Below are 17,558 nucleotides of genomic sequence, written 5' to 3'. Positions count from 1 at the left end.
AGACGTGCCGAGCCGCGAGTCTGTCACACCGGGCCGGCCCGGCCGACGCTGGGCGTCGACCGGGCCGGGTACGGCACGGGTGGGGAGGGACGGTGCGGGCCCCTCCCCACCGTGTGGGTGGTGCGTCGGCCCTCGGCTCAGCCGAGACCGCCCTTGATGGCGCCGATGAGCTCGCCGTTGCCAGTGTCACCGGAGAGCTCCCAGAAGAACGCGCCACCGAGGCCCTGGTTGTTCGCGTACGTCATCTTGCCGTTGATGGTCGACGGGGTGTCGTAGCTCCACCAGTTGCTGCCGCACTTGGCGTACGCGGTGCCGCCGACCGTGCCGGTGGCCGGGCAGGTGTTCTTGAGGACCTTGTAGTCCTCGATGCCCGCCTCGTAGGTGCCCGGTGCCGCACCGGTGGCGCTGCCGCCCGGGGCGGCCTGGGTGACACCGGTCCAGCCGCGTCCGTAGAAGCCGATGCCGAGCAGCAGCTTGTTGGCCGGCACGCCCTTGCTCTTGAGCTTCTGGATCGCGGCGTCCGAGTTGAAGCCCTGCTGCGGGATGCCCGTGTACGAGGTGAGCGGCGAGTGCGGAGCGGTGGGGCCCTGCGGGGCGAACGCGCCGAAGTAGTCGTACGTCATCGGCATCAGCCAGTTGAGGCTGCCCATGGCACCGGCGTAGTCGGTGGCGTCGATCTTGCCGCCGTTGCTGCCGTCCGCGGTGATCGCGGCGGTGACCAGGGCGTTCGAGCCGAACCTCGACCGCAGCGCGCCGACCACGTTCTTGAACGCGTTGGGACCGCTGGTGTCACAGCTCAGACCGCAGGCGTTGGGGTACTCCCAGTCCACGTCGATGCCGTCGAAGACGTCCGCCCAGCGCGGGTCCTCGACCAGGTTGTAGCAGCTGTCGGCGAAGGCGGCCGGGTTCTGTGCGGCCTGCGTGAAGCCGCCGGACCAGGTCCAACCGCCGAAGGACCAGATCACCTTGAGGTGCGGGTTCAGTTGCTTGAGCTTGCGCAGCTGGTTGAAGCTGCCGCGCAGCGGCTGATCCCACGTGTCGGCGACGCCGTCCACGCTGTCCGCCGCGGTGTACGCCTTCTCGTAGTCGGCGTAGCTGTCACCGATGGCGCAACGACCGCCGGTGGTGTTGCCGAAGGCGTACAGGATGTGGGTCAGCTTGGCGGCCGAGCCGCTGGTCTGGATGTTCTTGACGTGGTAGTTGCGGGCGTAGACGCCCCACTCGGCGAAGTAGCCGACGACCTTCTTGGCTCCCGGGTTCGGCGGCGGAGTGGTCGGCGGGGGCGTCGTCGGCGGCGGAGTCGTGGGCGGTGGAGTCGTGGGCGGCGGAGTGGTCGGCGGCGGGGTGGTCGGCGGAGGGGTGCCGCCGCCGCACGCCGCGCCGTTGACGGTGCAGTTCAGCGGTGCCGCGTACGGGCCGGCGCCGTTGTAGCCCCAGCTGAACGAGGCGCCCGGGGCGAGCGCGCCGGCCCAGCTCTTCTTGACCGCGACGTAGTGGTTGCCGCTGCTGGTGACGTCGGCGTCCCAGGCGCTGCTGATGGTGGTGCCCGACGGCAGGTCGAACTCGATGCGCCAGGTGCTGACGCTGGCCGTCGACCCGTTGGTGACGGTCACCTTCGCCTCGTGACCGGTCCCCCAGTCCTGGACCTTGGCGAACGTGGCGGTGACGCTGCCGGCGCCGAACGCGGTGGCCATCGGCACCGCGGTGAGGGTCACGGCGACCACGGCACCGGCCCAGAGGGCCCGGCGGAGCGATCTTTTCATGAGGCGTCTCCCCAAATTGTTAGGAAACTTTCCAGAAGGATGGTGAGACGGTACTCACGGCGTCATCACTTCGTCAAGATGTGCATGTATCGATTTCTCCTGGTGCGTGGAGTGCACTGGCCACGCCCGTCAGGAAGGCCCGGCCGACGGCCGCGTAACCTCGGGCCATGACCGTCTTCGACATCCCGATCGACGCCCTCGCCGGCGGCCCCGCCGACCTCGCCAGCTACCGCGGCCGGGCGTTGCTGGTCGTCAACGTCGCCTCCCGCTGCGGCCTCACCCCCCAGTACGCCGGCCTGCAGGCCCTCGCCGACACCTACGGCGACCGCGGCCTGGTGGTGCTCGGGGTGCCGTGCAACCAGTTCGCCGGGCAGGAGCCGGGCACTGCCACCGAGATCAGCGACTTCTGCCAGGTCAACTACGGGGTGACCTTCCCGCTGACGGAGAAGGTGGACGTCAACGGCGCCGACCGGCACCCGCTCTACGCCGCGCTGGTGGACACCCCGGACGCCGACGGGCACACCGGGGACGTCCGCTGGAACTTCGAGAAGTTCCTGGTCGCCCCGGACGGCACGGTCGCCGCGAGGTTCGCCCCGACGGTCACCCCCGAAGCCGACGAGCTGCGCGCAGCCATCGAAAAGGTGCTCTCAGGACCTGCGTGATCGCGCTTGAACATGGATGTAGTGGCCTCCGGAAGACGCGAGGCCACTACATCCTGGATCGAGGGTGATCGTGGTGGGCAGGCGCGCCGTCGACCACCCGGACGAACCGCTCGTCACCGGAGAGTGGCACGTCGCCGGAGAGCCGCTGCGCGACGAGCGTGAGCAGTACGTTGTGCAGGACCGGCTCCCGGCGCAACCAGGCGTCGGCGGCGAAGGTCGCGAGATTCTCGGCGAGGCAGCGCATGCCCGGAAGTCCGCGCGGGCGGTAGGCGTACCGGCATTCGAAATAACCCACCACACCGGTCGGGAATGCGGCGTGGGTAGGCGGAGTTGGGAACGAGCATGACAACTGTAGGACTGATCGGCAGTGGCAACATCGGCGGCACGGTGGCCCGGCTGGCGGTGGCCGCTGGCTACGACGTGGTGCTGAGCAACTCGCGGGGGCCGGAGACGCTCACCGACCTGGTCGACGAGCTGGGCGATTCGGCCAGCGCCGGCAGCGCGCAGGACGCGGCGAAGGTCGGCGATCTGGTGGTGGTCAGCGTTCCGCTCAAGGCGTACCGGGCGGTGCCGGTGGAGCCGTTGGCCGGCAAGGTCGTGATCGACACCAACAACTACTACCCGCAGCGCGACGGCAACTTCCCGGAGCTGGACGCCGACGAGATCACCAGCAGCGAGCTGCTCCAGCAGCACCTGCCGACCTCGCGGGTGGTGAAGGTCTTCAACAACATCTTCTTCAAGCACCTGGCCGCGCTGGCCCGGCCGGCGGGTGCCGCCGACCGCAGCGCCCTCGCCGTGGCGGGCGACGACGCCGAGGCGAAGGCCGAGGTCACGGCCTTCCTGGACCGGATCGGGTACGACGCCGTGGACGCCGGTTCGCTGGCCGACAGCTGGCGCTTCCAGCCGGACACCCCGGCGTACGGCACGCTCTACTCCGCCGACCCGACGGACTGGGAGCACCCGGCGCAGGGCGACGCCGAGAAGCTGCGCAGCCTCCTGGCCGCCGCCACCCGCTGAGCACCGCCGCTGCCCTCCACGGGTCGCCTACCGGGTGGCCGTACGGAGGGCGGCGGCCAGCTCCTCGTCATAGTCGGCGATCGGCTGACCGTCGGCCGCGTACGCGACGAGCCGGCCCTGCGCCATGCTCGCCGAGCGGAACGAGAACGTCCGGGTCCCCGGGTAGGCGGCGAGCAGCGGAATGGCCCGGGGTGCCCCGCCCGGGGCGGAGTAGTACTCCAGTCGGGCCACCTGTGGGGAGACCACGCCGTTGACCCGTACCTTGGTCTTCTCCGCGCGGGTGCCGAAGGTGACCGGGGCGTCGGTGCCGTACGCGGCGCACTCGACCGGGCCGCGGCAGACGAAGAAATATCGCGGGTTGACCACGTCGTCGAGCGAGTACGCCTTGAACGTCGGGTCCGCCCCTGCGGGCAGCGGCTGCACGGCGAAGAACGCGACCGCCACCGTGGCCGTGATGCCCACGCGCCACCAGGCCCGCCCGGCAGCCGGCCGCCGGTTGGTACGGGCGGCCACGACCGCGACGCCACCGAAACCGGCCAGGCACAGCAGGCACACCCCGACGGCACGGGCGTTCTCGAACAGGAACTGCACGCCCGGCCGCATCGACACCGGGCCCAGCACCGCGCCCAGCGAGACGACCATCGTGCCGAGCAGCGCCACGCCGGCGACCCGCTGGGTGACGCCGGCCGCGCCGATCAACAGCATCGCGGCGAGCACCGGCCACACCTGGTGGTGGGTCCAGGACACCGGGGACGCGGCCACGGTGGCACAGCCGACCAGTACCGCGCCGTGCCCGGGGCGACCGTGCACCGTCAACTGCCGTGCCCGCAGCAACGCCGCCGCGCAGATGAACGCCACCAGGCCGGCCCAGAGCAGCGGCAGACTCCCCTCGTCGACGCCGATCCGCAGCAGCATCCCGTGCACGGACTGGTTGCCCAGCGAGGCCAGGTTGCCGATCCTGGAGGTCTGCCGCACGGCCTCGGTCCAGTAGGTCCAGCTCTCCCGGGGCAGCGCGATCGCGCCGATCACCGCGCAGGCCAGGAACGTCCCGGCCGCTCGACCGGCGTCGCGGTAGCGCCCGACGGCGAGGAAGTAGACCACGAACAGCAGTGGGGTCAGCTTGATCGCGGCGGCCACCCCGACCAGCACCCCGCGCAGCCGGGGCGGGACGACGCCCATGCCGTCGAGCAGCGCCATCAGCACAAGGAAGATGCTGACCTGCCCGAAGCGCAGGTTGCTCTGCACCGGCGCGGAGAGCATCAGCACCGTGGCCGCCACCGCCACGACGAACGGGCGCCGGGACCGGCGTACGGTCAGCGCGACACCGACCGACCCGGCGATGGCGACGACCGCCGCGCACGTCGCCACCAGCCAGATCCCCTGCGCCACGCCCTCGCTGACGGCGGTTATCGGCCCCAGCACGAGCGCGGCGAACGGCGGATAGGTGAACGGCCCACCATTGGCGGCCGCGTATCCGTAGAGCGGCCGACCGGCGTGCAGATCGGACAGCGCGCCGTAGTAGATGTGCAGGTCGGAGAGGCGGTCCTCGCGCCGCAGCACGAGCACACAGGACACCAGCGCGACGACGACGAACGCCGCCCACGCCAGCGCCACCCGGCGATCCCGCATCGACCGAGAATAGGCGACCCGGACGGTTGGCAGCGGCCCGTCTGTGCACGGACGAAAGGGCCGCACTGACAAAAATTCGTCGACACCGGCGTGACAGCTTGCGCCCGGGTCCCGTAGACGAGACTCTGTTCCCTGGGTTGCCGCCCGCTCACCGAACGTGCCCCCCGGAGGCGACATGCACAAGCTCTCGACCGTGCCCCGCCGGCTGCTCGCCAGCGCCGGCGTGCTCCTGCTCGGCACCGCCCTCACCGCCGCCGGCACGCCGCTGCCGGCCAGCGCCGCTGCCGGCGCGGACACCGTCGGCTACGTCCGACTCGCCCACCTCTCCCCCGACACCCCGGAGGTGGACGTCTACCTGGCCGCCCCCGACTCGACCAAGCCGAAAGTCTTCCACGGTGTCGGCTACGGCGTGGTCTCCGACTACCTGGAGCTGGCTCCCGGCCGGTACGCCGTGGCGATGCGCCAGGCCGGCGCCCCGGCCAGCGATCCCCCGGTGCTCACCACCGAGGTCGCGGTGACCAGCGGCGACGCGTACACGGTCGCTGGCGTCGGTCGGCACGCCGACCTGGGACTGCGGGTGCTCAACGACGACCTCAGCGCACCGGCCCAGGGCCGGGCCAAGGTCCGCGTCGTGCAGGCGTCGGTGCGGACCCCGGTGCTCGACGTGGCCGCCGCACAGGGTCCGACGATCGCCGACGGCGTGCAGTTCGCGACCACCACCGAATACCAGCAGGTCGAGCCGGGCAGCTGGCGGCTGCGGCTGACCGGTGCCGGTGGGCCGAGCACCGAGGCCGAGGTGCGGCTCACCGACGGCGCGGTGTACTCGCTGCTGGTGCTCGACGCCAAGCAGGGCGGGCTCACCGCCGAACTGCGCCGCGACGCCGAGGGCGGCACCGTCGTACCCGCCGGTGGGGTGGACACCGGCGCCGGCGGCACCGCCGCGACCGGCCGTGACGCGTACCCCCTGATTGCCGGCGGATTGGCCGCGGCCGCCGTCGTGGTGAGCCTGCTGCTGTGGCACCGGCGGCGGCGCACCACCTGGTGAGCGCCGGGTCCGACTCCACGATCCGACGGCACCGCGACCGCCGGGCGCCGCTGGCCGCGCTGATCGCGGCCGGTGCGGCGGTCTGCCTCGCCGTCGGCACCGGGGTCGGGCTGGCCGCCACCACCGACCGGGGTGCCGGCTCGCCGGCAGTGGCGAGCTGGTACCCCGGTTGCGGTGACGGCTGCCCGTCGGCCACCGCCGCGCCCACGGCCACACCCCAGGGCCCACCCACCCGGGTACGCGTACCGAAGATCGGCGTCGACTCCGCGCTCACGGTGCTCGGGCTGGACCGCGCCGGCACGCTGATCCCGCCGGTCGACTTCGACACCGCCGGTTGGTACGGGGGCGGCCCGGCCCCCGGCGACACCGGCCCGGCGGTGCTCGCCGGGCACCTGGACTCGCGGCGTGGGCCAGCGGTCTTCGCCCGACTCGGTGAGCTGCGCCCGGGCGATGAGGTCCAGGTGTGGCGCGGCGGCCAGCGGCTGTCGTTCCGGGTGACCGGATCGCTGCGTACGCGCAAGGACCAGTTCCCCACGGCGGTGGTCTACGGCCCGACGCCCGGCCCCGAGCTGCGGCTGGTCACCTGCGGGGGCGACTTCGACCGGCGGCGCGGGCACTACCGGGACAACGTGGTGGTGTTCGCGGTGACCGAGTCGGACGGCCCGGTGCTGCCGGACTCCGCCGCCGGCTGAGCCGCTTCGACGCCAGCGCCGGTCAGACCGGGCGGCGGCCGGCGAAGCCGCACTCGATGCGGTGGTACCAGCGCACGTCCGAGTCACCCTCCAGCCAGCACCACAGCACGACGCGGCCGTCCCGTTCGCCGGGAAAGTCGAGCAGCACCGGCGCGATGCTCTTGACCTGGATCTCGTGCTGGTGCAGCTCGTCGACGACGCCGTGCAGCCGGGCCTCCAGCCCCTTCACCTCGGCCAGCCCGCCGAGCGAACTCACACCGTGATCGGCCAGATCGGCGCGCAGCTCGGCCAGATCGGCCCGCAGTCGGATCAGCTCGTCGACGCGCGGCCGGAGGGTGGCCACCAGGTGCCGGGCCTGGGCGAGTGTGAACACCGGGCCAGTATGCGGCACGCACCGGGGCGCGCAGCGCCCCGACGAACGTCAGTCGGCCTGCGCGGCCAGCTCGCGGGCCCGGTCCCGAGCGGCTTCGAGCGCGGCGAGCAGCGCCGCACGGACGCCGTGTTTCTCCAGCTCACGGATGGCGGAGATGGTGGTGCCGGCCGGCGAGGTGACCGCCTCACGAAGCTTGACCGGGTGCTCGCCGGAGTCGCGCAGCATCACCGCGGAGCCGATCGCGGTCTGCACGATCAGCTCGTGCGCCACCTGCCGGGGCAACCCGAGCAGGATCCCGGCGTCGATCATGGCCTCGACCAGGAGGTAGAAGTAGGCCGGGCCGGAGCCGGAGAGCGCGGTGACCGCGTCCTGCTGCGACTCGGGCACCCGGATCGTCTGACCGAGCGGCTTGAACATCTCCTCGGCCAGCGCCAGGTGCGCTCCGGTGGCGTGCGCGCCCGCCGAGATCGCGGTCATCGCCTCGTCGACCAGCGCCGGAGTGTTGGTCATGACCCGGACCACCGGGGTGCCCTCGGGCAGCCGGCGGTTGAAGAAGCTGGTGGGCAGGCCGGCGCAGAGCGAGATGACCAGCTTGTCAGCGGGCACCTTCGGGCCGATCTCGTCCAGCAGAGCGGCGGCGTCCTGCGGCTTGACGCTGACCGCCAACACCGCGGCCTCGTCCACCGCGGTCAGGTTGTCGACCACCCGTACGCCGTAGCGGGCGGTCAACTCCTCGGCCCGCGCCGGCCGACGGGCCGTGGCCAGCAGCCGGTCCACCGGCCACCCAGAGCGCAGCAGCCCAGAGAGCATCAGCTCCCCGATCTTCCCCGCCCCAACAACAGCAACCGTGTGCACCCCAACCGCCATGCCACCCCTCCTCTCACCAACCAACCCGCCCGCGCCCGCTCCCCGCGTCCCCGCGCCCCCGCCCCGTCCCCGCGCCCCCGCCCCCTGCCCCGCCCCCCCTGCCCCGTCCCCGCCCCGTCGATCTAGGGCAAATCGTCGTGGATTGAGCTCCACGAGCAGCAATATGCCCTAGATCGACGGGGGAGGGTGGCGCAGCGGGGAGGGGGAGGAGGGAGGCGGGGGAGGGGGAGGGGGGAGGGGGGTGCGATTAGCTGCCGAAGAAGACTTCGGCTTCGGCGTACCGCTCGAGCGGTACGGTCTTCAGCTCGCGGGTGGCCTCGGCCAGCGGCACCCGGACGATGTCGGTGCTCTGCATGGCGACCATCTTGCCCCAGTCGCCCTCGTGCACCGCGTCGATCGCCTGCAGGCCGAGCCGGGTGGCGAGCACCCGGTCGAACGCGGTCGGGGTGCCGCCGCGCTGGATGTGCCCGAGCACCACGGTGCGGGCCTCCTTGCCGGTCTTGGCCTCCAGCTGCTCGGCCAGCCACTGGCCGATACCGCCGAGGCGGACGTGACCGAAGGAGTCCAGCTCCTGGTTGTGCAGCACCATCTGGCCGTCCAGCGGCTGGGCGCCCTCGGCGACAACCACGATCGGGGCGTACTGGTGCTGGAAGCGCTTCTCGACGTAGCCGGCGACCTGGTCGACGTCGAACTGCCGCTCCGGCAGCAGGATCACGTTGGCGCCGCCGGCCAGGCCGGCGTGCAGGGCGATCCAGCCGGCGTGCCGACCCATCACCTCGACGACCAGGGTGCGGTGGTGGCTCTCGGCGGTGGTGTGCAGCCGGTCGATGGCCTCCATCGCGATGTTGACCGCGGTGTCGAAGCCGAAGGTGTAGTCGGTGGCACCGAGGTCGTTGTCGATCGTCTTCGGCACGCCGACCACCTGCACGCCCAGCTCGTAGAGCTTGGTGGCCACGCCCAGGGTGTCCTCGCCGCCGATCGCGATCAGCGCGTCCACGCCCTGGGTGGCGAGGTTGTCCTTGATCCGCTCGACGCCGTTCTCGATCTTGAACGGGTTGGTGCGGGACGAGCCGAGGATGGTGCCGCCACGGGGGAGAATGCCGCGGACATCCGCGATGCCCAGTGGACGGGACAGGCCCTCCAGCGGGCCCTTCCAGCCGTCCTGGAAGCCCACGAACTCGTGACCGTAGGTGGCGACGCCCTTGCGGACCACCGCCCGGATGACCGCATTGAGACCCGGGCAGTCGCCGCCGCCGGTGAGCACGCCGATACGCATGATCCGCTCATCCTCCTGGAGCATCAGGTAAAGCCCGATATGCCCCAGGATATGTGTCAGGTCAGACCATCGGCGCCGTTGCCGGCCCGGGGCGGGCCGTCTGTGCGCACTGTAGTCGGCCTGCCTGTGCACCGACAGCGCGCCCCGGGTCGACCGGCCGTAGCTCGGGGGTCAATAGGCCACCTCGTGATTCTCGCCGAGCTTCGGCGGGCGACCGGTGACCGCGGCCTTGGCGACCCCGAGCAAATTGACCACGGTGCTGCCGGGCGAGTCCCAGTACTCCGCGGAACTCGCGTGCACCTTGAGCAGCGTCAGGCCGGGGGTGTCCAGCCCGTCCGGGAACCAGGCCGTGAGCAGTGGATTCCACAGTCGCTCGGCGCGGGGCCGGTCCAGCCCCTCGGTGGCGGTGCCGGAGATCGACACCCACGCGTTGTGCCGCTGGTCGGAGAACGCGACGTTGACCTCCGGGTTGACCCGGATCTGGCGAACCTTGGCCGAGTCGGCCGAGGCGAAGAACCAGAGGTCGCCGTCGAACTCGGCCTCCTGCAACCCCATCGGTCGGCTCACCTGCCGCCCGTCCAGCGCGGTCGTGGTCAGCATGCAGATCCGCGCGGCCCGGGCCAGCTCGGTGACCCGGGCGCGGGCCTCGGCGGCGCTGGTCGGCTGGTTGCTCATGGCAATCTCCCTCGGCTCGGCCTCTTGCTCAGCTCGACTCGTCGAACCGGTGCCCGGGACAGAACCGGTCAAACCTGTGGCGGAACGCCTCCACCGTGACCGCCGTTCAGCGGGACGTCATCGCCCGCCAGCGGGCCAGGTTGTGCCGGGCGTCGACCAGGGCGTCGTGCCGGGCCGCGTCCGCGTCCGGCAGGGTGGGCCGGCCCCGGTCGTCCCAGACCTGCCGCAGCTCCTTGGTGAACCGGGGGATCTCCCGGGGCAACGCCGGCATCGCACCCCAGAGCTGGGCGAGCACCACGTGGTCGTACGCGGCGTACCAGGCCCACAGCTCCAACTGCTCCCCCGGCCGGTCCCGGATCGGTTCGACCAGGAAGTCGTACAGGTCGTCGCGGATGCGCTCCCGGGAGCGCCACGCCCGGTCCGCCGGGGAGGGGAGCTTGTCCAGTACGTTGCGCCGGACCCAGGGCACGGCACGGGAGTCGTCGAACTCGGTGGAGACCGCGTAGAACTCGCGGCCGTACTCGTCGACGACACCGATCGAGACGAGGTCGACGATCTGGCCGTCCTCGATGAACTCGCAGTCATAGAAATAGCGGTAGACCATTCCGGCCATCCTCGCCCACCCCCACCCGGCCGTGCCCGGCGGGGCCCCCGACGGCCGGGCCCCCGGGCCCCCGGCCGATGGGCCCCGGGCCTGCGACGACCTGCCCAACCAGCCCGAACCGGCACCTCAACGCGGGGTACGCCGCAGCTCGCGACGGTCACGGAAGTGCTTCGAGGGGTGTACAGCAAGCGACCGGACCGTCATGATCTGATGTGTACCGCTACCGGACGCCGAACCGGTGATCATTTCACCTTCGGGGCCAACAGGTTCACCCGGTGAGCGAGTTGGGGTCCATGACCGGGGAGGGGTTGGGCCGTGGAGGTTCGCCTGCCGGAGCCGGGTGACGCGCTCACGGGTGTCGAGATGTTCGCCGGGCTGGAGCCCGAGGTACGACAACGGGTCATCGCCGCCGCCGTCCCGCGTACCTATCGCAAGGGTCAACTGCTCTTCGTGGAGAACGACCCGGGTGAGTCGTTGATCGTCCTGCGCCGGGGCGCGGTGGCCGTCTTCCGTACCGCACCCACCGGCGAGCGGGCCGTGCTGTCGGTGATCCGGCCGCCGGACGTGCTGGGCGAGGTCTCCCTGCTCGACGCCTCCACCCGGTCCGCCTCGGCCGAGGCCATCGAGGACTGTGCGGCGCTCGCGCTGTCCCGGGGTGCGTTCATGGAACTGGTGCACTCCAATCCGCGCATCCTGGACGCGGTGATGCGCTCGCTGGGCGGGCTGATCCGCCGGCTCACCGAGCAGAACGCCGACCACGTCTTCCTCGACCTGCCCGGCCGGGTGGCCAAGACGTTGGTCCGGCTGGCCGGCGAGAGCCAGGCCCCGATGATCACCATCGAGCTCAACCAGAGTCAGCTGGCCGAGATGGCCGGCGGCTCCCGCCAGAGCGTCAACCAGGCGATCGGCTCGTTCGCCAGCCGCGGCTGGCTGCGCACGGAGGGGCGCCGCATCGTGGTGACCGACGTCGCCGCGCTGCGCCGGCGCGCCGGCATGAACGAGCGCTGACCAGCCGACGGCGTACCGGAACGGGAACGACGCGGCCGGGTCACCCGTGGGCGACCCGGCCGCGTCTTCGCGTTCCGGCGCTGCGTCAGACTCCGGCGCTGCGTCAGACTCCGGAGCTGCCCGGCCCGGCCCACTTGTCCGGGCCGCTGCCGTCGCCGTCCGGGCCGTGGGTCTGCTCGATGACGATGCCCTGGGCCTCCAGCGTGGCGAGCGTGGCGGCGTCGACGTCGACCGACTCGCCCGCGGAGTGACTGACGCCGTTGCCGTCGGTCCAGTCGCTCTCCAACTTGACGTACACCATTGACCTGTCCCCCTCTGGTCCCTGATCGATGTGGCCGACTGAATGTAGCTGCTCAGCCGGCCGGTGGACTGTCCACAAACCAACAGCCCGGTACCTGACATCCGCGCCGGGGGCGATACTCCCTCTCAAGGACGCCGTGAGCGTCGGCCGGCTCGCCAGTGGAGGGTGTCATCGCCGCGCAGTGTGGGCGCTGTGGACGCACGGCGGCCGACGGAGACCGCTTCTGCGGTGGCTGCGGCGCCGAACTCGGCGCCGTCTGCCCGCACTGCCTGCGTCCGCTCGCCTCGGACGTCACGTTCTGCACCTCGTGCGGGTCGCCCCGGCCGGGCGCGGACCGGCCGGCGGCGATCACCCCGCAGGAGGACCGCCGGCGGGTGAGCGTTCTCTTCGTCGACCTGATCGACTTCACCCCGTACGTCGAGCGGACCGACCCGGAGCAGGTCCGGGGCATGCAGACCGGGTTCTTCTCCGCCGCCCGCCGGGTCGTCGGCCAGTACGGCGGGGTGGTCGAGAAATACATCGGCGACGCGGTGATGGCGCTCTTCGGTGCCCCGATCGCCACCGAGACCGACGCGCTGCGCTGCGTACGGGCCGGGCTGGAACTGCAACGGGTGCTCACCCGGTTCACCCCGACCGGCAGCACCGAGCTGCGGTTCCGGGTCGGCGTGGCCACCGGCGAGGCGCTGGTCGACGTGGCCGCCGCCCGCGACGGCGGTCAGGCGATCGTGGCCGGCGACGTGGTGAACACGGCCTCCCGGATGCAGTCGGTCTCACCACCGGGCGGGGTGCTGGTCTGCGGCACCACCCACGCGCTGACCAAGGACGCGATCCGCTACGAGGAGCAGCCCCCGGTCACCCTGCGCGGCCGGTCCTCGCCCACCGAGGTGTGGCTCGCCCTGTCCCCGCTGCGTCGCCAGCCCACCGACCGGGAGCCGGACAGCACGCCGCTGATCGACCGGGAACACGAGCTGGGCATGCTGGTCAACGCGCTGCACCGGTCGCTGCGCGACCGGCTGCCGCAGGTGGTGACCATCTTCGGTCGGGCCGGCATCGGCAAGAGCCGGCTGATGCGGGAACTCTACAAGCACGCGGGCCGGCTGGTCGACGAGCCGCTGACCTGGCGGACCGGGCGCTGCCCGCCGTTCGGGGAGAACGTCACGTTCGCCGCGCTCGCCGACATCGTCAAGTCCGAGGCCGGCATCCTGGACACCGATCCGGCCGACAGCGCGGCGCAGCGGCTGGCCGCGGCGGTCGGCGAGCTGATCGGCCCGGGCGAACGGGACCGGGTGGTGGACGCGCTGCGCCCCCTCGTCGGGCTGCCCGGCACACCCCTGCCGGCCGAGGAGGCGGAGTCGGCGTGGCGGCGCTTCCTGCTGGCGCTGGCCACCCGTCGGCCCACCGTGCTGGTCTTCGAGGACCTGCACTGGGCCGACGACGCGATGCTGCACTTCGTCGAACTGCTCGGCGCGTCGGCCCACGAGGTCCCGCTGCTGCTGCTCTGCACCGCCCGCCCCGAGCTGGTCGACCGGGACCCGAGCTGGGCCGGCACCATCACCGGCTCGGTGACCATCACCCTGCCGCCGCTGCGCGACACCGGCATCGCCGCGCTGTACGCGCACATGTTCGGCCAGGCCGCGTTCTCCGCCGACATGTTGAGCCCCCTGATCGAGGTGGCCGGCGGCAACCCGCTCTATGCCCACGAGTACGTCCGGATGCTGATCGAGCAGGGTGCGCTGCGCCGCTCGGGGCGGGGCTGGTCGCTGGACAAGCAGCTTGACCTGACCATCCCGGAGAACGTGCACTCGGTGATCGCCAACCGGGTGGACCTGCTCGACGTCAAGGACCGGGCGGTGCTGTTGGCCGCCTCGGTGGTCGGGGTGCAGTTCTGGCCCGGTGCGGTGGCCGCCGCGCTGGGTCAGCCGGTCGAGTCGGTCGAGCGTTCGCTGCGCCGGCTGGAGCAACGCGACTTCGTGCACGAGCAGGCGGCGTCCACGATGGCCGGGCAGGCGGAGTTCCGGTTCCGGCACGTGCTGGTGCGCGACGTCTGCTACCAGCGGCTGCCCCGTACCGAACGGGTGGCCCGGCACGAGCGGGCCGCGGACTGGCTCGACGCGCTGTCGCAGAGCCGCGACACCGACCTGGCCGAGGTGCTGGCCCACCACCGCTGGGCGGCCCACGAGATCGCCCGCTCGCTGGGCATGGAGATCCGACGGTACGCCGGGCCCGCACGACAGGCCCTGCACCGGGCGGCCCGGCGGGCGTACGCGCTGCACGGGCTGGACGCGGCGGCCAGCCACGCCGGCCGGGCGCTGAGCCTGGCCGACGACAGCGACCCGGTGGGCCGGCTCCAACTGGAGTTGTTGAGCACCGAGATCTCGTTCTACCGGGACGGCAACGGGTTCCTCTCCGGCGGCGGCCCGGAGCAGGTGCACGCGCTCGCCGACCGGCTGCTGGTGCACGGCGACGACGCCTGCGCCGCCCGGGCGTGGACGCTGCTCGGTCAGGCCGCCTGGCTACGGGCCGACCGGAGCGACGCCCTGGCCTGCCTGGACCGCGCGGTGCAGCTGTTCGAGCCGCTGGCGGACACCCCGCAGAAGGCGGACGCGTACGCGGAGCTGGGCCGGTTGCACATGCTCAACTACGAGCGGGACCCGGCCGTCGCGGCGGCGGACACCGCGGCGGAGATCGCCGAGCGGCTGGGGCTGACCGAGACGCGCACCAACGCCCGGATCACCGCGGCCACCGCCCGCTACCAGTCCGGCGACCGGGTCGGCCTGGACGAGCTGCACGCGATCGTCGAGTTCAGCCGGGCCGGTCAGCTGCTCGCCCTGCCCCGGGCGACCCAGAACCTCGCGTACGCGATCCGGGAGGAGGGCGACTGGTTGCGCTCCAACGCCCTGCTCTCGGCCGCGCCGGCCCGCACCGCCAGCGGCCAGACGCTGACCACCAGCTACTCGGCTGAGGCGATGCGGGCCTGGTTCGACGGTGACTTCGGTCGGCTGCTCACCGCGGCCGAGGCGTTCGTGGACACGCCGACCGGTAGCTGGGACATGCAGGTCCGCGGGCTGCGCTGCTGCCTGCTGGTGCTGCGCGACGACGAGGATCCGGACGACCTGGCCGATGCCCTGGACACCGCGCGTCGCAGCGGGTTCCATCGGCTGCACTGGACGATGCTGAGCATGGCCGCGCTGTGCCGGGCGCTACAGGCCCGCGACGCCGAGGCGGCGACGCTGATCGACGAGCTGGACCGGTCCTGGTCGGCGGTGCCGGCGTTGGCCAGCGGGGAGTGGATCGCGGCGGCCGCGAACGCCGCAGCACTGGCCGGCCGGGACGCGGCGGTACGGGTACGGGCGATGCTCGGCCGGGTCGGCCACCGTACGCCCTGGTCGGAGGCGGCGTTGCGGACCGTGACGGCGGCCCTGGCCGCGGCCGACGGCGACCACCGACGCTCGGCCGAGCTGCACCTGGCCGCCGCCGAGACCTACGGGCGGATCCCGGACGCCAGCGACCGGGTACTGGCCCTGGCGTTCGCGGCGGCCGAGCTGACCCACGCGGGTGACCCGGCCGCGGCCCGGGTGCCGCGCGCCGAGGTGCGCACCTTCGCGCTGCGCAACGACGCCCCCGGGCTGCTCGCGCTGGCCGGCCGGCCGATCAATCCGATCAGCCCGCCCGGGTCGGCGGTCGCCTGCTGAGTCGGCGGCTCAGGCGGCTCAGGCGGCTCAGGCGGCGACCGGCGCGGGGACGACCGGCTGCTTGAGCTTCTGCGCGTAGATGTCGACGTACTCCCGGCCGGAGAGCTCCATCAGCTCGTACATGATCTCGTCGGTGACCGCGCGCTCGACGAACCGGTCCCCGGCCAGCCCGGCGTAGCGGGAGAAGTCCAGCGGGGTGCCGAAGCGGATCTTCACCCGGTCGATCCTGGGGATCAGCTTGCCCGGCGGCTGGATCTCGTCGGCGTTGAGCATCGCCACCGGCACCACCACCGCGCCGCTCTCCAGGGCGAGCCGGGCCACCCCGGTCTTGCCCCGATAGAGCCGTCCGTCCGGGGAACGGGTGCCCTCCGGATAGATGCCGGCCACTCCCCCGGAGCGCAGCACCTGCAACTGGGTGTCGAGGGCGGCGCGGGCCGCCCGCCCACCGGAGCGGTCCACCGGGATGGTGCCGGTGCCGACGAAGAACATCTTGGTCAGCCAGCCCTTGATCCCCTTGCCGGTGAAGTACTCGGCCTTGGCCACGAAGGTGACCTTCCGCGAGGTGATCAGCGGCGTGAAGATCGAGTCGGAGAAGGAGAGGTGGTTGCTGGCCAGGATCACCGGACCGGTCCCCGGCACGTGGTGCAGGCCCTCCACCTGCGGGCGGAAGATCAGCTTGAGCAGCGGACCGAGGATGACGTACTTCAACAGCCAGTACAGCACCGGCGTCCTTCCCGTGGCGAGGTCACGACGACGCCCGCGCCCCCGTGCGGCGCTCCGCCGGGGCGAAGCCGCCGTGCCGACGAGCCTACGAAGCGCCGGCCGTCACCACAACGGACGCTCGGACCGGCTTGCGATCGCCTGGTCGGGCTGAGACCACTCGACCTGGGCAGGTCCCCTGCCGCACGTTGGGCAAGAACGGACAAAGAACCCCTGCCGCGACCTGCGACAGGGGCGCTGACTTTGGAAGACGCGACACAACGCACTCCCGGAACCGGCCCCTGACGTGTCACGATTCAGAGCACGGCGTACGGACGGGGCGCCGAGGGGCCGCGCCGCAAGGCGCGTTGAGGAGGTTGTCCGGTGTCAGCGGGTGGGGCCCGCCGGGGACGGCGGGACAACGGGATCGACGCAAGCGAATACGCCATCGTTGGCGACGTCGATCCGCGCGTCGGTGAGCACCTGCTCGACGTGCTGGCCGCAGGCGGGATCGCCGCGTACCTGCAACCGTCCGCCGACCTCAACCCGGTCACCCGCACCACCACCGTCCCGGCTCGGCCGGTCGACCGGCTCTACGTCGACCGCTCGCACCTGACCACCGCCCGGGACTACCTCACCCAGCTCGCCGACGAGGCCGCCCCCGAGCAGCCGCCGGCCCGCGACGAGCCGGACATCGACGCCGAGTGGGACCGGATCGTGGCCGGCTTCCACACCAGCTCGACGGTGGGCGAGCACCCGTGGCCGGCCGCCGAGGACGTGGACGACCGGGACGAACCGGCCGCTGGCCCACTGACCCGCTCCGGCGTCGACGAGGCCGGCCCGACCGCCACCGACGTCCGCCGGCTGCCGTCGGCCACCGACATCTCCGGGATCTCGGTCGGGCGGGGCACCCGTCCGGACGAGCCGTCGCTGCTGGACGGGCTGGACACCTTCGGCGCCGACCTGCCCGACGACGAGGACGAGGAGGGCTACAACCCTCCGCCGCCGCCACCGCTGCCGCACGTCTCCAAGTACGCCGTGGCCGGCGCGCTCGCGGTGATCGTCGGGTTCGCGCTCTTCCTCTTTCCGGCACTGCTCCCGGTGGACCGCTCGGCGGTCACCCTGTTCGGGTTCACCGGCATCCTGGCCGGTTTCGTCACACTGATCTGGCGGCTGCGCCCCGGCGACGAGGACGATCACGACCCGGACGACGGCGCCGTCGTCTGACCTCGGCATACCCCTCGCCGACCGCATC

The 17,558-nt window shown here is 72.2% G+C and carries 17 protein-coding genes; 7 read left to right on the top strand and 10 right to left on the bottom strand.

What is annotated here, in order from left to right:
* Positions 1 to 137: 137 nt before the first annotated feature.
* Positions 138 to 1,763, bottom strand: a complete 1,626-nt coding sequence (locus ACFQGL_RS04115; protein ID WP_377505508.1) for a glycosyl hydrolase family 18 protein — start codon at positions 1,761 to 1,763, stop codon at positions 138 to 140.
* A gap of 167 nt (positions 1,764 to 1,930) precedes the next feature.
* Here ACFQGL_RS04115 and ACFQGL_RS04110 point away from each other — a divergent pair, with 167 nt between their 5' ends.
* On the top strand, positions 1,931 to 2,425 hold the full coding sequence (locus ACFQGL_RS04110) for a glutathione peroxidase (RefSeq protein ID WP_377505505.1): 495 nt from the start codon (positions 1,931 to 1,933) through the stop codon (positions 2,423 to 2,425).
* A 46-nt stretch (positions 2,426 to 2,471) separates the two neighbouring features.
* Here ACFQGL_RS04110 and ACFQGL_RS04105 read toward each other — a convergent pair whose 3' ends face one another.
* The gene (locus ACFQGL_RS04105; RefSeq protein WP_377505502.1) at positions 2,472 to 2,720 is read right to left on the bottom strand and encodes a hypothetical protein; all 249 of its coding nucleotides are present in this window, start codon (positions 2,718 to 2,720) and stop codon (positions 2,472 to 2,474) included.
* 47 nt (positions 2,721 to 2,767) lie between these two features.
* On the opposite strand from ACFQGL_RS04105, the gene ACFQGL_RS04100 reads away from it, so the two are divergent.
* A complete protein-coding gene (locus tag ACFQGL_RS04100) occupies positions 2,768 to 3,442 on the top strand; it encodes an NADPH-dependent F420 reductase (RefSeq protein WP_377505499.1) in 675 nt (224 codons plus the stop codon).
* 27 nt (positions 3,443 to 3,469) lie between these two features.
* Here the strand turns inward: ACFQGL_RS04100 and ACFQGL_RS04095 are convergent, their stop codons facing one another.
* Positions 3,470 to 5,071 (bottom strand): glycosyltransferase 87 family protein, encoded by a 1,602-nt coding sequence (locus tag ACFQGL_RS04095; RefSeq protein WP_377505496.1) that lies wholly within the window; start codon positions 5,069 to 5,071, stop codon positions 3,470 to 3,472.
* Positions 5,072 to 5,246: 175 nt separating this feature from the next.
* Between ACFQGL_RS04095 and ACFQGL_RS04090 the strand changes: the two genes are divergently transcribed.
* Together ACFQGL_RS04090 and ACFQGL_RS04085 are read left to right on the top strand one after the other, a co-directional pair.
* Positions 5,247 to 6,116 carry a DUF4397 domain-containing protein gene (locus ACFQGL_RS04090; protein ID WP_377505493.1) on the top strand — a complete coding sequence of 290 codons (870 nt, stop codon included), beginning with the start codon at positions 5,247 to 5,249 and terminating at the stop codon, positions 6,114 to 6,116.
* Positions 6,086 to 6,808 (top strand): class F sortase, encoded by a 723-nt coding sequence (locus ACFQGL_RS04085; protein ID WP_377505490.1) that lies wholly within the window; start codon positions 6,086 to 6,088, stop codon positions 6,806 to 6,808. The genes ACFQGL_RS04090 and ACFQGL_RS04085 overlap by 31 nt, the downstream gene beginning before the upstream one ends.
* Before the next feature lie 22 nt (positions 6,809 to 6,830).
* Here the strand turns inward: ACFQGL_RS04085 and ACFQGL_RS04080 are convergent, their stop codons facing one another.
* The 5 genes from ACFQGL_RS04080 to ACFQGL_RS04060 form a co-directional block, all read right to left on the bottom strand.
* Positions 6,831 to 7,181, bottom strand: a complete 351-nt coding sequence (locus ACFQGL_RS04080) for a DUF2203 domain-containing protein (RefSeq protein WP_377505487.1) — start codon at positions 7,179 to 7,181, stop codon at positions 6,831 to 6,833.
* 48 nt (positions 7,182 to 7,229) lie between these two features.
* Positions 7,230 to 8,048, bottom strand: coding sequence for a pyrroline-5-carboxylate reductase (gene proC, locus ACFQGL_RS04075; protein WP_377505484.1), 819 nt, complete (start codon positions 8,046 to 8,048; stop codon positions 7,230 to 7,232).
* 247 nt (positions 8,049 to 8,295) lie between these two features.
* Entirely contained in the window at positions 8,296 to 9,324 is a 1,029-nt protein-coding gene (locus ACFQGL_RS04070) for a 6-phosphofructokinase (RefSeq protein ID WP_377506011.1), read from the bottom strand.
* A gap of 171 nt (positions 9,325 to 9,495) precedes the next feature.
* Positions 9,496 to 9,999 carry a pyridoxamine 5'-phosphate oxidase family protein gene (locus ACFQGL_RS04065; RefSeq protein ID WP_377505481.1) on the bottom strand — a complete coding sequence of 168 codons (504 nt, stop codon included), beginning with the start codon at positions 9,997 to 9,999 and terminating at the stop codon, positions 9,496 to 9,498.
* A 106-nt stretch (positions 10,000 to 10,105) separates the two neighbouring features.
* A complete protein-coding gene (locus ACFQGL_RS04060; protein ID WP_377506008.1) occupies positions 10,106 to 10,603 on the bottom strand; it encodes a polyadenylate-specific 3'-exoribonuclease AS in 498 nt (165 codons plus the stop codon).
* A gap of 315 nt (positions 10,604 to 10,918) precedes the next feature.
* Here ACFQGL_RS04060 and ACFQGL_RS04055 point away from each other — a divergent pair, with 315 nt between their 5' ends.
* Positions 10,919 to 11,611 (top strand): Crp/Fnr family transcriptional regulator, encoded by a 693-nt coding sequence (locus ACFQGL_RS04055; protein ID WP_377505478.1) that lies wholly within the window; start codon positions 10,919 to 10,921, stop codon positions 11,609 to 11,611.
* Between the two features lie 103 nt (positions 11,612 to 11,714).
* Here the strand turns inward: ACFQGL_RS04055 and ACFQGL_RS04050 are convergent, their stop codons facing one another.
* Positions 11,715 to 11,912 carry a hypothetical protein gene (locus ACFQGL_RS04050; protein WP_377505475.1) on the bottom strand — a complete coding sequence of 66 codons (198 nt, stop codon included), beginning with the start codon at positions 11,910 to 11,912 and terminating at the stop codon, positions 11,715 to 11,717.
* A 158-nt stretch (positions 11,913 to 12,070) separates the two neighbouring features.
* Here ACFQGL_RS04050 and ACFQGL_RS04045 point away from each other — a divergent pair, with 158 nt between their 5' ends.
* Positions 12,071 to 15,604: an adenylate/guanylate cyclase domain-containing protein gene (locus ACFQGL_RS04045; RefSeq protein WP_377505472.1), complete on the top strand. Its 3,534-nt coding sequence runs from the start codon at positions 12,071 to 12,073 to the stop codon at positions 15,602 to 15,604.
* Positions 15,605 to 15,631: 27 nt separating this feature from the next.
* Here ACFQGL_RS04045 and ACFQGL_RS04040 read toward each other — a convergent pair whose 3' ends face one another.
* Entirely contained in the window at positions 15,632 to 16,327 is a 696-nt protein-coding gene (locus ACFQGL_RS04040; protein WP_377505469.1) for a lysophospholipid acyltransferase family protein, read from the bottom strand.
* A gap of 360 nt (positions 16,328 to 16,687) precedes the next feature.
* Between ACFQGL_RS04040 and ACFQGL_RS04035 the strand changes: the two genes are divergently transcribed.
* Complete coding sequence (locus tag ACFQGL_RS04035; protein WP_377505466.1) at positions 16,688 to 17,530, top strand: DUF308 domain-containing protein; 843 nt, start codon at positions 16,688 to 16,690, stop codon at positions 17,528 to 17,530.
* Positions 17,531 to 17,558 lie beyond the last annotated feature (28 nt).

The sequence above is a fragment of the Micromonospora vulcania genome (assembly GCF_042658605.1).
GTDB classification, from domain to species: domain Bacteria; phylum Actinomycetota; class Actinomycetes; order Mycobacteriales; family Micromonosporaceae; genus Micromonospora; species Micromonospora vulcania.
This window is presented reverse-complemented; position numbering and strand designations above follow the sequence as displayed.

Bases quoted from the DNA above. Each gene is read 5' to 3' on its own strand.
- ACFQGL_RS04115 (WP_377505508.1), bottom strand. From the start codon at position 1,763: ATGAAAAGATCGCTCCGCCGGGCCCTCTGGGCCGGTGCCGTGGTCGCC.
- ACFQGL_RS04110 (WP_377505505.1), top strand. From the start codon at position 1,931: ATGACCGTCTTCGACATCCCGATCGACGCCCTCGCCGGCGGCCCCGCC.
- ACFQGL_RS04100 (WP_377505499.1), top strand. From the start codon at position 2,768: ATGACAACTGTAGGACTGATCGGCAGTGGCAACATCGGCGGCACGGTG.
- ACFQGL_RS04095 (WP_377505496.1), bottom strand. From the start codon at position 5,071: ATGCGGGATCGCCGGGTGGCGCTGGCGTGGGCGGCGTTCGTCGTCGTC.
- ACFQGL_RS04090 (WP_377505493.1), top strand. From the start codon at position 5,247: ATGCACAAGCTCTCGACCGTGCCCCGCCGGCTGCTCGCCAGCGCCGGC.
- proC (WP_377505484.1), bottom strand. From the start codon at position 8,048: ATGGCGGTTGGGGTGCACACGGTTGCTGTTGTTGGGGCGGGGAAGATC.
- ACFQGL_RS04070 (WP_377506011.1), bottom strand. From the start codon at position 9,324: ATGCGTATCGGCGTGCTCACCGGCGGCGGCGACTGCCCGGGTCTCAAT.
- ACFQGL_RS04065 (WP_377505481.1), bottom strand. From the start codon at position 9,999: ATGAGCAACCAGCCGACCAGCGCCGCCGAGGCCCGCGCCCGGGTCACC.
- ACFQGL_RS04060 (WP_377506008.1), bottom strand. From the start codon at position 10,603: ATGGTCTACCGCTATTTCTATGACTGCGAGTTCATCGAGGACGGCCAG.
- ACFQGL_RS04050 (WP_377505475.1), bottom strand. From the start codon at position 11,912: ATGGTGTACGTCAAGTTGGAGAGCGACTGGACCGACGGCAACGGCGTC.